Origin of the sequence: Paraburkholderia sp. RL17-347-BIC-D (assembly GCF_046027915.1) — a bacterium.
GTDB lineage: Bacteria > Pseudomonadota > Gammaproteobacteria > Burkholderiales > Burkholderiaceae > Paraburkholderia.
Genome location: NZ_JARESS010000033.1, coordinates 26,645 through 39,795, shown reverse-complemented (window position 1 = coordinate 39,795; position 13,151 = coordinate 26,645). Strand labels below are relative to the sequence as shown.

General features: G+C 60.7%; 15 protein-coding genes. 13 read left to right on the top strand and 2 right to left on the bottom strand.

From position 1 onward, the window contains the following. Positions 1–70 precede the first annotated feature (70 nt). Positions 71–874: a TetR/AcrR family transcriptional regulator gene (locus P0D96_RS32810; RefSeq protein WP_408317701.1), complete on the top strand. Its 804-nt coding sequence runs from the start codon at positions 71–73 to the stop codon at positions 872–874. A 149-nt stretch (positions 875–1,023) separates the two neighbouring features. On the opposite strand, the gene P0D96_RS32805 is transcribed toward P0D96_RS32810, so the two are convergent. Next, positions 1,024–1,164, bottom strand: a complete 141-nt coding sequence (locus tag P0D96_RS32805) for a winged helix-turn-helix transcriptional regulator (protein WP_408317781.1) — start codon at positions 1,162–1,164, stop codon at positions 1,024–1,026. Between the two features lie 26 nt (positions 1,165–1,190). Here P0D96_RS32805 and P0D96_RS32800 point away from each other — a divergent pair, with 26 nt between their 5' ends. Together P0D96_RS32800 and P0D96_RS32795 are read left to right on the top strand one after the other, a co-directional pair. After that, positions 1,191–1,460 (top strand): hypothetical protein, encoded by a 270-nt coding sequence (locus P0D96_RS32800; protein WP_408317785.1) that lies wholly within the window; start codon positions 1,191–1,193, stop codon positions 1,458–1,460. A 252-nt stretch (positions 1,461–1,712) separates the two neighbouring features. Next, on the top strand, positions 1,713–2,117 hold the full coding sequence (locus P0D96_RS32795) for a cupin domain-containing protein (RefSeq protein ID WP_408317699.1): 405 nt from the start codon (positions 1,713–1,715) through the stop codon (positions 2,115–2,117). Between the two features lie 302 nt (positions 2,118–2,419). On the opposite strand, the gene P0D96_RS32790 is transcribed toward P0D96_RS32795, so the two are convergent. Next, entirely contained in the window at positions 2,420–3,337 is a 918-nt protein-coding gene (locus P0D96_RS32790; protein WP_408317697.1) for a LysR family transcriptional regulator, read from the bottom strand. Between the two features lie 137 nt (positions 3,338–3,474). Between P0D96_RS32790 and P0D96_RS32785 the strand changes: the two genes are divergently transcribed. The 10 genes from P0D96_RS32785 (at position 3,475) to P0D96_RS32740 (ending at position 13,055) form a co-directional block, all read left to right on the top strand. Then, positions 3,475–4,791 carry an MmgE/PrpD family protein gene (locus P0D96_RS32785; protein ID WP_408317695.1) on the top strand — a complete coding sequence of 439 codons (1,317 nt, stop codon included), beginning with the start codon at positions 3,475–3,477 and terminating at the stop codon, positions 4,789–4,791. A gap of 82 nt (positions 4,792–4,873) precedes the next feature. Next, positions 4,874–5,359 carry a MaoC family dehydratase gene (locus P0D96_RS32780; RefSeq protein ID WP_408317693.1) on the top strand — a complete coding sequence of 162 codons (486 nt, stop codon included), beginning with the start codon at positions 4,874–4,876 and terminating at the stop codon, positions 5,357–5,359. A 36-nt stretch (positions 5,360–5,395) separates the two neighbouring features. Next, positions 5,396–6,574: an acyl-CoA dehydrogenase family protein gene (locus P0D96_RS32775; RefSeq protein ID WP_408317691.1), complete on the top strand. Its 1,179-nt coding sequence runs from the start codon at positions 5,396–5,398 to the stop codon at positions 6,572–6,574. Positions 6,575–6,576: 2 nt separating this feature from the next. Beyond that, a complete protein-coding gene (locus tag P0D96_RS32770; RefSeq protein WP_408317689.1) occupies positions 6,577–7,086 on the top strand; it encodes a MaoC family dehydratase in 510 nt (169 codons plus the stop codon). Continuing rightward, positions 7,083–8,306 carry a CaiB/BaiF CoA transferase family protein gene (locus tag P0D96_RS32765; protein WP_408317687.1) on the top strand — a complete coding sequence of 408 codons (1,224 nt, stop codon included), beginning with the start codon at positions 7,083–7,085 and terminating at the stop codon, positions 8,304–8,306. Before P0D96_RS32770 ends, P0D96_RS32765 begins: the two co-directional genes overlap by 4 nt. Continuing rightward, on the top strand, positions 8,299–9,690 hold the full coding sequence (locus P0D96_RS32760; protein WP_408317685.1) for an MmgE/PrpD family protein: 1,392 nt from the start codon (positions 8,299–8,301) through the stop codon (positions 9,688–9,690). Before P0D96_RS32765 ends, P0D96_RS32760 begins: the two co-directional genes overlap by 8 nt. Beyond that, positions 9,687–10,571, top strand: coding sequence for an HpcH/HpaI aldolase/citrate lyase family protein (locus P0D96_RS32755; RefSeq protein ID WP_408317683.1), 885 nt, complete (start codon positions 9,687–9,689; stop codon positions 10,569–10,571). Before P0D96_RS32760 ends, P0D96_RS32755 begins: the two co-directional genes overlap by 4 nt. A gap of 87 nt (positions 10,572–10,658) precedes the next feature. Next, complete coding sequence (locus tag P0D96_RS32750; RefSeq protein ID WP_408317681.1) at positions 10,659–11,519, top strand: class II aldolase/adducin family protein; 861 nt, start codon at positions 10,659–10,661, stop codon at positions 11,517–11,519. A 41-nt stretch (positions 11,520–11,560) separates the two neighbouring features. Beyond that, positions 11,561–12,460, top strand: a complete 900-nt coding sequence (locus P0D96_RS32745; RefSeq protein WP_408317679.1) for an amidohydrolase family protein — start codon at positions 11,561–11,563, stop codon at positions 12,458–12,460. 34 nt (positions 12,461–12,494) lie between these two features. Continuing rightward, positions 12,495–13,055, top strand: a complete 561-nt coding sequence (locus P0D96_RS32740) for a cupin domain-containing protein (protein ID WP_408317677.1) — start codon at positions 12,495–12,497, stop codon at positions 13,053–13,055. The last annotated feature ends 96 nt before the right edge of the window (positions 13,056–13,151 follow it).

The following is a 13,151-nucleotide window of genomic DNA, read 5'->3' as shown; positions in this document are numbered from 1 at the left end:
AGCGGGTGGTAGTCGAAGATGGGGTTCGCCTCGCGGTAGCCTGAGATAATGCATGGCTGCGCCCGGGTGCGTGGCGAGACTGTTCCCCGTACCCGGACGATATACTCTACCAAACCATAAGTCGTCATGTGAAGACTTATTTTTCGAAAGCGATGGACCGAGGAGCATCATGAAGGCCAAACCCAGCGATGTTGCAGATCCGGGCAGCAAGACCGTAGCGGGTCGCGCGCCGATCAAGCGGCCAATGAGGAAAGCACCGCAGCGTCTGCCACGCGCCGAGCGTCAGGCGCGCGTGTTGGAGAAGGCCGCCGAATATTTCGCCGAGCACGGCCTGAACGCGCAGACTCGCGCGATTGCCGAGGCCTGTGGCGTGTCGCAACGTTTGCTGTATAGCCTGTTCCCCAGCAAGGCCGCGTTGATCGACGAAGTTTACAAGCGTGAAATTGTGGGGACCTTCAAGGCGATGTGGTTTGTTCAACTGAAAGACCGCAGTGTGCCCATTGAAAGCAGGCTCAATACTTTCTATCGCGACTACTACGATACCCTTCTGACGCGGCAGTGGCTTCGCCTGTTCCTTTACTCTTCGCTTGAAGATCTGCAAATGGCGCCGACGTACACGAATGCTGTCGTGACGCACGCGCTTGAGATCATTGTCACTGAGACGGCGCACGAATTGGGACGCGGCGTACCGGCCGATCCGGCTCATCTGACCGAGGTGGGCTGGCTGCTGCACGGCGCGGTGTCCCACCTTGCGATTCGCCGCCGTATTTATTCGAACGACAACGCCACGCCCAGCGACGCGGTGATTGCGATGCACGTGCGCGCCTTCCTCACGAGCGCGCCAGCGCTGCTTCCGGCGCTGGAAAGCACCTGAGCGCGAGGCGCTGGCGGCGTCACGTAGGTTGGTGCACCATCTTCGTCCTGTCAGCGGCGTTGAACATGGAGTCGATCGACCGCTTTTTCTCCTCATCGGCTATGGGAGCAACTAACCGCTCGCCGGCCACGCGGCGCGCACCAAGGCCGTCAGCTGATAGTCGCACGTGGTGGAATTACCGGGTGCGCATAGCGCGGTACGAGGCCAGTTCGTTCGAGCTGTTGCAACGTCTTTGTCGGTATTTTCTGGCTCACGCCGCTCACCTCGTCGCGTAACCGCGAAAAACGCATCGCGCCGTGCGTGCCGAGTACATCGATTGCGAGGTCGTGCATCTGTCGGCGATCTGCTCGATGATGTTGCGTGCGAGATCATCGAATTTCTTTTGCAGGTTGCTATCGTCGTGAAGGCCGTCGTAGCAATTAGTTTCCGTGAGGAAAGTATGAAACCGTCAGGTGCCTTCTTGCGATTGCTGGATGTGACTGAAATAATCGGTGCGCATGTCAGACCGACGGACACGGCTCCGTCTTTCAGGCTGCATCTGGCACTGACGCAGCGTTTCAAGCAGAGAACATCGCATGACTATTGAAACAATCGCTATTGAACGTTTGTCGAACCGGTAACGCGCGTCGGCCTGGGCACCTGGGAAATTGCCGAATGGATGTGGGACGGCACCGATGAGAAAGATTCGAACAAGGTGATTCGTCGGCGCTCGCGGCTGTGCGTTCAATCAAAGATTGCCGCAACGCCGCTAAAGCATGGACTAGATGTCTGACGTTATTCTGTGCGTACGCGCGGCCATCTAATTTTTCGACATATTGAAAATAGTATGGAGTAGAAATTGTTTAATTTTTTTGATATTCAGAAAATTATCAGCAAATTCCCCGACGATGCGGATAGCACAATCGTCGACACCTACCTCACCGACGAACCGTCTGCAAGCTCAAGACTCTTTCGTGTTTACTATCCGATACCTCGCCACTACCACGAAACGTGTGAAGAACATCTGTACCTCCTGACCGGCAAGGTCACTTTTGTGATCGAGGACGAGGCGCCCCGCGTCCTTACCGCCGGCCAATTGGTCACCTTTGAGCGGAACACCGTGCACGCAATCAGTGAGATTCTAGAGTCACCGGCGGTCTTTTTTACAGTAGATGCTCCGCGTCGTGTGCCGACCGATGTTGTGTATGTGAATCCCGATGACGCAAATATTCGACCTTTTGTGACTCACCTGGAAGATATCTAAAGGTTGACGCCTGGTGGAGACAAACGGCGTCCCATCGCGAACTGGGGTAGTCGCCGGCACTCGCGCTCGTCCTCACCCGAAAACGATAGGCGCCATCAAGGCCTCGCCAACCCCTTGCGAGGCCTGCCAAGCAGATTCAGGGTCACGCGTCGCATTGTAGTGCCATCGGGTTTCCACACAACCCGGCTGCTTCGCCGTCACCCTGTCAAGGCCCGTTGATTGCGGTGAACGGCCATTTACCCCGACTTCGATCGCAATTTTTCAGGCGTGCACCCGTGCTGACAAGACCGCCTGCATATGTCCTACTGATTTCGTTTCTTTTCGCTCTGAAATCCTTCCCGCAATGCCTCAATCAACGCCTCGCCTGCCGGCTGTATGGCACGTCCCTTGGCTCGCGTGATTGAAACCGTCCGATAAAGGCCGTCGGGCGCGACGCGCGCGGTGCCCAGCGCGGTCATGTCAAACATGGAAAGCATGCCCACAGGCATGAACGTCACGCCGAATCCCGCCTTGACGAGGGCCAGCACCGAGATCGCGTTGTGTGTCTCGAACGAAGGATGAAATGGCAATGCTTGCGCCGCGTAGGCGTTGGCAAGCATTTCGCGAGTCGCGGTTTCGCGCGGCAGCGTGAGCAAGGGGTACTTCGACGTCTGAGCAAGCGTGACCGTATCAGTCTGCACGAGTGGGTGGCCCTTCGGAGCAACGAGCACGAACTCCTCATCACTCAGCGGCTCGCAATCGAATCGGTCATCCGCATCGGCAGACGGCGTCACGGCGAAGTCGATTTCCCCGATGTGTACGCGATCCAGCGCACGACCGAGTAGATCATCGTGCAGCACGACTTCAATACCCGGCCAGCGTGCCCGGAACTGTTGAATGATGGAAGGGAGGAGCGCGCTGGCGATGGTCGGCGTCGCACCTAGCACAACGCGCCCGCGCTTGAGACGGGATTCGTCCCTGAACTCCTGCGCAAGCATGCGGAGTTCGACCATTGCCTGCTCCGCTCGAGCGACGAACCGTTCGCCGTGGCTCGTGATCGTGACCCTGCGCGTCGTGCGATTGAAGAGCTTTACGCCGAGCACGTCCTCTGCGTGACGTACGCGAGCCGACACCGACGGCTGTGCAATACCCAGTGCGGCGGCGGCGGCGCGAAACGATCCATGCCTGGCCACCGCGAGAATGGCCTCGATGTCGCGCGGTCCGATATTGATAGGATTCATCGATCAATTTATAGAATAAAAAGCCTTTTTCTGTCAATCGTCCATTCCTAGAATGCCATTACCGGTTAGCGCGATTCGCGCGCCGCAGCAAAACAGCGCGCCGATTGCGATCGGGCACGCTCAGGAGACGAGACATCATGCATTCCACACCGCCCGTTGCGGGGCGCACACAGTCGCAGGCGCTCGCGGCTTTCGCGTTGCAATTCGAGACTTCGTTGGTTCCCGACACGGTTCGCGATAGTGCGCGCGATCATTTCCTCGACACGCTAGGCGTCGCGCTCGCGTCGTCTACGTTCGGATTCGGCAACGCCGTGCTTGCCGCTGCACGTGAACTGGGATCCGGCGGCGATGCTCGCGCAATCGGTTCGGGCGCGGTATTGCCAGCGGCTTCCGCCGCGCTGGTCAACGGTACGCTCGCGCACGGACTCGACTACGACGACACGCACATCGGCGCGATCTATCACGCAAGCGCACCGGCGCTCGCAGCGGCGCTGGCGGCCGGACAGGCGGTGCACGCATCCGGGTCCGACGTACTCGATGCATACCTGATCGCGCTGGAGATCGGCTGCCGTCTCGCCGGCGCGGCACCGGGCGAGTTTCATGCGCACGGCCTGCATCCGACAGCGCAATGCGGCGTATTCGCCGCCGCCGCGGCCTCTGCGCGGTTAAGGCGCAGCGAACCTGGCGAACTGGTCTCGGCATTCGGTCTGGCCGGAAGTCAGGCCAGCGGCATTCTGGAGATCGGCCGGAGTTGGCTCAAGCGGCTGCATCCAGGCTGGGCTGCGCACGCCGGCCTAGTCGCGGACTCACTCGGGCGTGCCGGATTTCTCGGACCGGACACGGTCTTCGAAGGGCCGCATGGCTTCTACGCCGCTCACATTGGACACGTTCCGGAAGATGAGTCTCTGCCTGCTCACCGGCTCGGCGAATGCTGGCATGCATCGGATATCGCGCTCAAGCCGTATCCGTGCTGCCACTTCATCCACGCGTTCGTCGACGCGGCGCTGGCGGTGCGCCACGACGTGGTGATCACGGACATCGAGCGTATCGATTGCCTGTTGAGCCGCGATCTCCAACATCTGGTCGCCGAGCCGAGGGAGCACAAGATTCGCCCGGCCGCCGTCTATGAGGCATTGTTCAGCGTGCCGTACACCGTGGCATTGGCGCTCGTCAAGGGACGCGTCGATCTTGCTGCGTACTACGATGAACCACTTGATGACGCCCACGTACTGGCAGTTGCGGCCCGCACGCATTGCGTCGACGACCCGAAGAGCGACTACCCGAAACATTTCCCCGGTGAAATCCGCATCGTTCTCAAGAACGGCCGCGTCCTCGAGCATCGCGAAGCAAACAGCCTCGGCGCGCCTGAACGTCCGCTTTCGCGCTTGGCAGTCGAAGAAAAGTTCATAGCGAATGCTTCGCGCGCACTCGGCCGGAACGTGCGCAACGCGTGATCGAGGCCGTCCGGAATCTCGACGACATGCCCCGGATCGACGAGTTGCTCGAACTTTGTACCACTACTCCAGAGAAGCAAGCATGAATACGAAGCGCATTCCACATGGCCTGATGTATGAAGACTTCGAACCTGGCAGACGGTTTCGCCACCACTGGTCCCGCACGTTCAGCGACGCCGATGCCACCACGTATAGCGCGATGACGATGCAGTACAACCCGATCTACTTCAGCGCGCCGCATGCGGCGGCCGCCGGATATGACGGTATCCCCCTTCATCCGATGTTTGTTTTTGCGACGACAGTTGGACTGTCCGTAGAGGATCTGTCGGAAGCGGGCGGCCCGTTCCTCGGTGTGGACGATGTCGTTTTCCACCAGACCGTGTACCCGGGCGACACAATCTGCGCACTGTCGGTAGCGACGAGCCGCCGTGCGACCGAGTCTCGTCCCGGCTGGGGCGTCGTGGAATGGCATACCACGGCGCTCAATCAGCGCGGCGAGACGGTGATCGAATTTCGGCGGCGCAATCTCTCGCGGATGCGTTCGATTCCGCAACAGGTGGTTAGCTAACCGGTCAGGTCGGACGGTTCAATGGGAAGAGCAGAGATGAAAATAGATAGCATTACTGAATTTACGGATGAGCTTCGCGAACTGCAGCAGGCAACACGCGACTTCGCCGAAGCTGAAATCGCACCCGTGGCGCAGAAGCTTCACCTGGCTGGCGAGGAAATTCCGGACAGCCTGCTGGCGAAGATGCAGGAGATGGGTTTCTTCCGCGTGCTCGCATCACCCGAGTATGGTGGATTGGGGTTGGGCGCGCGCGCCGTGGCACTCGTTACGGAGGAACTTAGCCGGGCCTGGTTCAGTGCAGGTGCGCTTCCGGCGCGCAACTGGGGACTTGGCGTACTGCTCGAAAGGTTCGGCACGCTCGAGCAAAAGAAAAAGTGGCTGCCTGGAATCGCATCTGGTGAACTGCAGGCGGCGCACTCGGGCACAGAGCCGGAGGCCGGCTCGGATGCAGCGAACATCAAGACGACCGCAACCTTGCGCGACGGACGCTACGTGGTCAGCGGCACGAAGCAATGGTGCACGCACGCCAACCGCGCGGACCTGATCTCGCTCTTTTGCCGCACGGGGCGGGACGCCGGCAAGCACGGCGGCATTAGTTTGCTGCTCGTCGAGAAAACCCGCGGTGAGCAGTTCGTGCCGCCGACGCTGACCGGTAGCCGGATCGAGACGATCGGCTATCACGGCATGCACAGCTACACGCTCTTCTTCGATGACCATGAGATTCCCGAGGAGAACCTGCTGGGCGGTATCGAAGGGATCGCATTCAAGCAGTTGATGGCGATCTACGAGCTCGCTCGCTTGCAGTTTGCGTTTCGCTGCATCGGCCTCGCTCGGGCGGCATATGAAGCAGCGCTCGAGCATAGCCGCAACCGCGTGCAGTTCGGCCAGTCCATCAGCCAGTTCCAGGCGATACGCCACAAGCTGGCCGGCATGGCGACGCAGATCGAGGCGGCTCGCCAGCTAGGCTACATGGTCGCACGGAAGATGGACGCGGGTTGCCGCGTCGATCTCGAGGCCGGCATGGTCAAGCTCTTCGCATCGGAGATGGCCCACAAGGTGTGTCACGACGCCGTGCAGATACACGGAGGGATGGGCTTCGCGGTCGAGAGCCCCGTGAATCGTTACTGGCGAGATTCTGGTCTCTGCACCATCGGCGAAGGCACCAGTGAAATCCAGCGTGAAGTCATTGCGCGACGACTACTCGGAGAGAGGTGAACATGAGTCACGGTACCTACTTCGACGACTTTAACGTCGGCGAAACATACGAGCACACCAGGGGGCGCACGGTCACGAACTACGACAACTATGCGCTGACCCATCTGTCGATGAATACGGCCGAAGCCCATTTCAATCTGGTCTATAGCCGCCAGGCGCTGGATGGACGGTTCTCCGAGCGCATCGTCGCCGGCCCGTGCACGCTTGGTCTTGTCATCGGCCTGACAAGCCAGGACATGAGCGAAAACGCGTTTCTGGATGTCGGCCTGACGGCCTTGCGCTTGCCTAATCCGGTCTTTGCCGGCGATACGCTCCACGCGAGAAGCGAGGTGTTGAACCTCACCGACGACCGGCCCGACAGCGGCCTTTTGCGCTATCGCTTCAGCGCAACCAACCAGGATGGCAAGACTGTCGCCGAAGGCGAGCGTACGGTACGTCTTAAGAAGCGTTCGGCATGGGCTCACAAGGACGAAACCGTGATGCCCGGTCACGACATGGGAGAGCAATCGTGAGCGCTGCATTGTCGGGAATTACCATCGTGGACCTGACGCAGGGCGTGTCGGGACCCTTTGCCACGCGTCTACTCAGTCAGATGGGCGCGCGCATTATCAAGATCGAACGTCCCGGTACGGGCGATCTCATTCGTTACTGGGACGACATTGTCCACGGTATGTGTTCTGGGCATGCATGGGTCAACCCGGGCAAGGAGAGTGTGGCATTGGACCTGAAGAGCGAAAGCGGGCGCGACATTCTCCACCAGTTGATCGAGCGCGCAGACGTGCTCATCGAAAACTTTGTTCCAGGCACGGTTGACGCATGGGGTCTGAACTACGAAAAGGTCAAGTCGATCAAGCCGGATGTCATCTATTGCCACATCTCCGGCTTCGGTCAGGAGGGACCGTATCGCGACCGGGCTGCGCTCGATCTGATCGTGCAGGGCGAGGCAGGTCTCATCATGACCAATGGCACGCCCGAAGCGCCATCGAAAATTTCCGTGTCGCTCTGCGATATTGCCGGCTCGATGTACGCGACGATCGCCATTCTCGAAGCGCTGTTTCACCGCGAGCGAACGGGGCGAGGGCAGGACATTCAGATTTCGCTTCTCGACTCGGTGCTCACGTGGACTGGCTATTTCCCGTACATGGTCTGGTACGGCAATACGCTGCCGAAGCGCGTCGGTCTGCATCATCACACGATGGCGCCGTACGGCCCGTATCCATGCGGAGACGGGCGCATGGTGATCGTGGCTGCCGGCGGCGGTCATGTGGAGATGTGGCGCAAGTTCTGTCAGGCGATCGATTGCCCGGACATGGTCGACGACGAGCGATTTGCTACCAACGCATTGCGCCTCGCCAACCGTAACGCGCTCGACGAGCGAATTTGCCAGGCGATCGGCACTAACGAGCGCGCGTACTGGCTGGAGCGCTTCCACGCCTTTGGCATTCCGGCCGGCGCCATGAACGATCTCGGCGAAGCGCTGGATCATCCGGCCATTAAGGCGCGGGACCTGATCAAGGAAGTGGACAGCGCGGTGGGCAAGGTCAAGGTGTTCGACTTCCCGCCACAGTCGTCGGAGCTCGAATCGGTCAACAGGCTCGGCCCACCCGCACTCGGCGAGCATACGGCGCGGGTGCTGGCGGAACTCGGCATCGACGCCGCGACGATCGAAACGCTCGAGTCGGCCGGCGTCGTGCAATGCGCCGCGTCGACGAAGGAGAAGTCTCATGTCTGATTCATCCGCGAACGACGCGACACTCGAGTTGGCGCGCTTTGCCGCAACGACCGGATTGGAAAGTGTGCCATCGGTCGTATGCAACCGCCTCAAGGATTGTCTGCTTGATTTCATCGGCAATGCCGCGTACGCGGCCGTCAATGCGGAGAGCAGCGCCGCATTCCGCGCGGGCGCCACGGCGTTGCAGGGCGCGAACGACGACTCGACCGTGATCGGTGACACGCAGGGATATTCCTACCTGCAGGCTGCCTTGCTCAACGGCGCGTTCGCTCATACGCTCGATTTTGACGATACCAACGTATGGGGCTGCCTGCACCCCGGTGCGCCAGTGATCGCCGCCGCGCTGGCGGAGGCCGAGCGCATCCATGCCACGGGGAAACGATGGCTTGCTGCTCTGGCAGTCGGTTACGAGGTCGCGACGCGTGTCGGCGCGGCATTGGGCGATACCGCTTACGATCGCGGCTTTCACATTACGGCGGTCGCCGGGATCTTCGGCGCGGTCGCGGCCCTGGGCCGATTGCGTGGCGTCGATTCTGGCACGCTTGCCAGCGCGTTTGGTATCGCTGGGAGCAAAGCGGCGGGCTCCATGCAGTATCTCGCGAATGGCTCGTGGAACAAGCGCCTGCATCCAGGCTTTGCCGCGCACGACGCGTTACTTGCGCTCGCATTTGCGCAGGCAGGCGTGGTCGGTGCCGCTGCGCCGATAGAAGGTCGATACGGACTACTTGCAGGGTATACAAACGACGCGACGCCTTCGGCGCTGACGGACCGTCTCGGTCAGTGGTGGCCGTCGGGCGATACGGCGATCAAGCCCTTTCCGTCCTGTCGCTTCAATCACGGTGCAATCGAAGCCGCGTTGCAGCTACATGAACGGCTCGGTACCGGCGCGCGCAAGCGTATCGAGGCTGCCTTACGCGAGGGGACGCGGCTCGAGGTGCGTCTGTCGCCCAAAGCCGCGCAGATTGTCGGTGAGGCATCGCCAAACAAGGTACATCCGCGCAACATCGTCGATGCGCAGTTCAGTGTGTACTTTCAGGTTGCGGTGGCGCTGCTGGACGGAAGCTGCAACTGGCAGAGCTACGAGCGCATTGATGCGGCGGACGTCGCAGCGTTGTGCTCGGCCATCCATGTCGTGATCGACGGGCAGTCGCCCGTCGTGGGCGCGGTGTTGTCGTTCGCCGGGCACGTGGTCCGTGTCGATGAGCCGCTCGGCGAACCGTCGCGGCCCTGCGACGGCGCATCGCTTAGACGCAAGTTCGATGACCTCGCAGTGCCGGTGTTTGGCGCGGCGCACGCCGCTCGGATCGCGCAGCGTGTGGCGGTTCTCGAAGACGAAACGGATGCGTCGACGCTGATCCGGCAATTTCGCAGGAGCGTGCAATGACAGGGTTTTGTCGCCGTAGCCAGCTTGTCACGCCGGCGAGCAGCGAAAAGCTGCTGGAAAAGGCGCTGACGATCGACTGCGATTCGCTCGTCATCGATCTTGAAGACGCCGTCGCGCCGACGTTCAAACACGAGGCGCGCCAGGTGCTGCGTCGGGCGCTGACCGATAGCGTGCCCAGCAGACGTGAACTGTGCGTACGTATCAACGGTCTGGAGACGCCGTGGTGTCTCGACGATCTGCTCGCACTGGAAGGGTTGCCGATCGATGCGGTGGTCGTGCCGAAGGTGCAGGGTCCCGAGGATCTGTACGTGTACGACCAGTTGTTGCGGCAGATCGAACTGCGCGATGGCCGCTATGGATTGACGTTGCTTGCGCTGATCGAGAGCGCTGGCGGCGTGGAAAACGCGCTGTCGATTGCACGCGCGTCGCAACGCTGCCAGGCGTTGATTTTTGGCGTAGGCGACTTCATTGCCCAGACCGGCATGGCGTTCGACGAGCAGGCGTTATTGCCCGTGCGTTCGCGCATCGTTACCGCTGCGGTCGCGGCTGGCGTGCAGCCCATCGATCATGTGCACCCCGATGTGGCGGATACCGAAGGACTGTCGCGCGCTGCCCAGGCGGGCAAGCAACTCGGCTTCACAGGCAAATGGGCGATTCATCCGCGGCAGGTCGAGCCAATCGAGAGTGTATTCAGCCCGGACCGGGATGAAATTGCCAGTGCTCGCCGCACGATCGCGGCGTATGAGACCGCGCAGCGGGAAGGCCGCGGCGCAATCATCGTGGATGGCCTGCTGGTCGATGAGGCGGTCCTCAAGATAGCGCAGCACAAACTGGCCCTGGCAGAACGCATCGCTCCTGAAGCCGAAGCGGGGACTTCATAGACATGCGTCGCAATACGAGGCGAGCCGGGATTGGCCGAGTTTCAACTACCGGACTTGCCAGGAACTTCCATTGAGAGGACTGACATCATGAGCGACCCAACCGACTTCAACGAAATTCGGGAACGAGCCGGCTATACCAGCGACGAAGACGTGCGCAAGCGCAAATACCCGACAGACTTCAAATGCATCCGTGAGGAAGTCAGCGCGGAAGAATGGCAGGCACGAGTCGATCTGGCAGCGTGCTACCGGCTTGTCGACATCTACGGCATGAGCGACCTCATCTATAACCATATCACCGTGCGGATTCCGGGAACGGAGCATCTTCTCATCAACCTGTACGGGATGACGTACAAGGAAATCACCGCATCGAGCCTGATGAAAATCGATGTGGAAGGCAACGTCATCTGGAAGCCTGATACACAGTACGGCCTGAATTCCGCTGGCTATGTCATTCACGGCGCGATCCATACCGCGCGTCCAGAAATGAACTGTGTCATACACACGCACACGCGCGCCGGGATGGCTGTTTCGGCGATGGAGTGCGGACTGCTGCCGGTTACGCAGCATGCGATGCGGTTTCACGGACACATCGGCTATCACGACTATGAAGGCCCGGTTCTCGACCTGGGCGAGCGCGAGCGCCTGGTCAAGAACCTGGGACAGCACAACGCGCTGATCCTGCGTAATCACGGTCTCATCACCTGCGGCCCCAGCGCTGCGGAAGCGTTCAATCTGCTCTACCAGCTCGAGATGTCCTGCCGGGCCCAGGTCGATCTCATGGCCGCGGGTGCGAGCGTCAACATGCCGTCGCCGGAAGTGATCGACCGGACGTCGAGCATCTTTCAGCCGGGCAAGATCCGCTCCTACGGCATTCTCGAGTGGCCGGCGATGTTGCGCCGCCTCGAAGCCGAGCAGCGGAACAACGGCTATCCGCCGTATGACCAGTGAGCAGCCGGTGATCTCGATTGACCTTTTTGAAGGAAGAACCCATGACCACGAATGTTCCTGACAGGTTTGCCGTGTGTCCCGCACCAGACCGGAACCCGCGCGCACCGGCGCGCTTCCGGATGCCATGGGGCGTGGTCGACACTCACGCACATGTGATCGGTGCTCCGCCCGAGTACCCGCTGATTGAACACCGAAGTTATACGCCGCCGCCGGCAACGGGAGAAGACTACTTTCGCATGCTCGATGCAACGGGTGTGACCTTCGCCGTGCTCGTGCAGGTGAGCGTGCACGGCACGGACAACCGGCTGTTGATGGACATGCTCGACCGGTATCCCGAGCGGTTGCGCGGTGTCGCAGTCGCCCCGCACGATTTGTCTGAACGCGAGTGGCTGCAGTTGAAAGAGGCGGGTGTCGTGGGCTTGCGTCTCAATACGTTGTCCGGTGGTGGCATCGGGCTCGATCACCTGGACCGCTACGAAGCGCTATGCGCGGAGCTCGGCTGGCATCTGCAGTTCCTGACGGACACTAGCCGGCTCGAACCTGTCGCGCCAAGAATTTCTAAGTTGCGAGTGCCGTACGTCATGGACCACATGGGGCACTTCGCAGTGTCGGACGGACTTCAGTCGGCAGGGATGCAACTGATGCTCGAGCTGATGGCGGATGGTGCATGGGTCAAGCTCTCTGGTGCATACCGCGTTTCAAACGCGATTGACTACACGGATACCGTGCCTTTTGCGCGGGCCTTGATCGAAGCGGCACCGGAGCGGTGCGTGTGGGGTTCGGACTGGCCGCATCCGGCGTATTGGGGGGCGATGCCGAACGACGGCGATCTGCTCGATCTCCTTGCGGACTGGGCACCGGTTGAGACGGTTCGCAACGCAATTCTCGCGGACAACGCCCATCGGCTATACGGCTTTCCGGATTCACCCGTCGTTGCATAAGGGTATCCATCTCGACAGGAAAGGAGGGGGAGACATGACGAACAGACAGGCATCGACCGACCAGAATACAAAGATCGCGGCGGGCCAGGCCGAAAGTGCGTCCCGAACGACGGCCGATGCCGTGCGGTTTTCGATGCGCGGCGAACCGTTGCTGGCGAGCGGCGCGACGATGCGCTCACTCGGTACCGCGGGAAATCTGTGGGCGCACGTGAAGGTTTATTCGAGCGGCGGCGAAAACGGCATGCACTGCCACGACGTCGAGGATCATTGCTTCGTCGTATTGCAAGGCGAAGCGACGTTTCAGTTCGGCGACGGAAGCACACTCGTTGCCCACTCGTTCGAGGGTGTCATGCTGCCCAAGGGGACGTTCTACCAGTTCAGTGCCAATCCTGCGGGCAATCTCGTGATGATCCGTGTGGGCGGCGCGCAGGTCACATCGACCGATGACATCGACCCGAAGTACGGTGTGCCCAGGGAGATCTCCAGACAGCGTGTCGGCGTTGACAACCGGTATTTCGATGGAGAGTCGGCGGCCAACGGAGCACACTCGCAGCCCATCAGAGTGCTGCCGGATCAGTTCTTCGCCGCGGACTAAAACGGAAGCGTTGTTGCTGCACCGTCGCGAGGTGACTCTGCCATGCGGCCGGACGGGCACGTCTATGGAGCGGCAGTGCTTCCCGCATGTGCCGGG

What these genes read in the sequence shown, in the direction of transcription:
- P0D96_RS32805 (WP_408317781.1), bottom strand. Translation starts at nt 1,164, where the DNA reads ATGCGTTTTTCGCGGTTACGCGACGAGGTGAGCGGCGTGAGCCAGAAA.
- P0D96_RS32790 (WP_408317697.1), bottom strand. Translation starts at nt 3,337, where the DNA reads ATGAATCCTATCAATATCGGACCGCGCGACATCGAGGCCATTCTCGCG.
- P0D96_RS32785 (WP_408317695.1), top strand. Translation starts at nt 3,475, where the DNA reads ATGCATTCCACACCGCCCGTTGCGGGGCGCACACAGTCGCAGGCGCTC.
- P0D96_RS32780 (WP_408317693.1), top strand. Translation starts at nt 4,874, where the DNA reads ATGAATACGAAGCGCATTCCACATGGCCTGATGTATGAAGACTTCGAA.
- P0D96_RS32775 (WP_408317691.1), top strand. Translation starts at nt 5,396, where the DNA reads ATGAAAATAGATAGCATTACTGAATTTACGGATGAGCTTCGCGAACTG.
- P0D96_RS32770 (WP_408317689.1), top strand. Translation starts at nt 6,577, where the DNA reads ATGAGTCACGGTACCTACTTCGACGACTTTAACGTCGGCGAAACATAC.
- P0D96_RS32760 (WP_408317685.1), top strand. Translation starts at nt 8,299, where the DNA reads ATGTCTGATTCATCCGCGAACGACGCGACACTCGAGTTGGCGCGCTTT.
- P0D96_RS32755 (WP_408317683.1), top strand. Translation starts at nt 9,687, where the DNA reads ATGACAGGGTTTTGTCGCCGTAGCCAGCTTGTCACGCCGGCGAGCAGC.
- P0D96_RS32750 (WP_408317681.1), top strand. Translation starts at nt 10,659, where the DNA reads ATGAGCGACCCAACCGACTTCAACGAAATTCGGGAACGAGCCGGCTAT.
- P0D96_RS32745 (WP_408317679.1), top strand. Translation starts at nt 11,561, where the DNA reads ATGACCACGAATGTTCCTGACAGGTTTGCCGTGTGTCCCGCACCAGAC.
- P0D96_RS32740 (WP_408317677.1), top strand. Translation starts at nt 12,495, where the DNA reads ATGACGAACAGACAGGCATCGACCGACCAGAATACAAAGATCGCGGCG.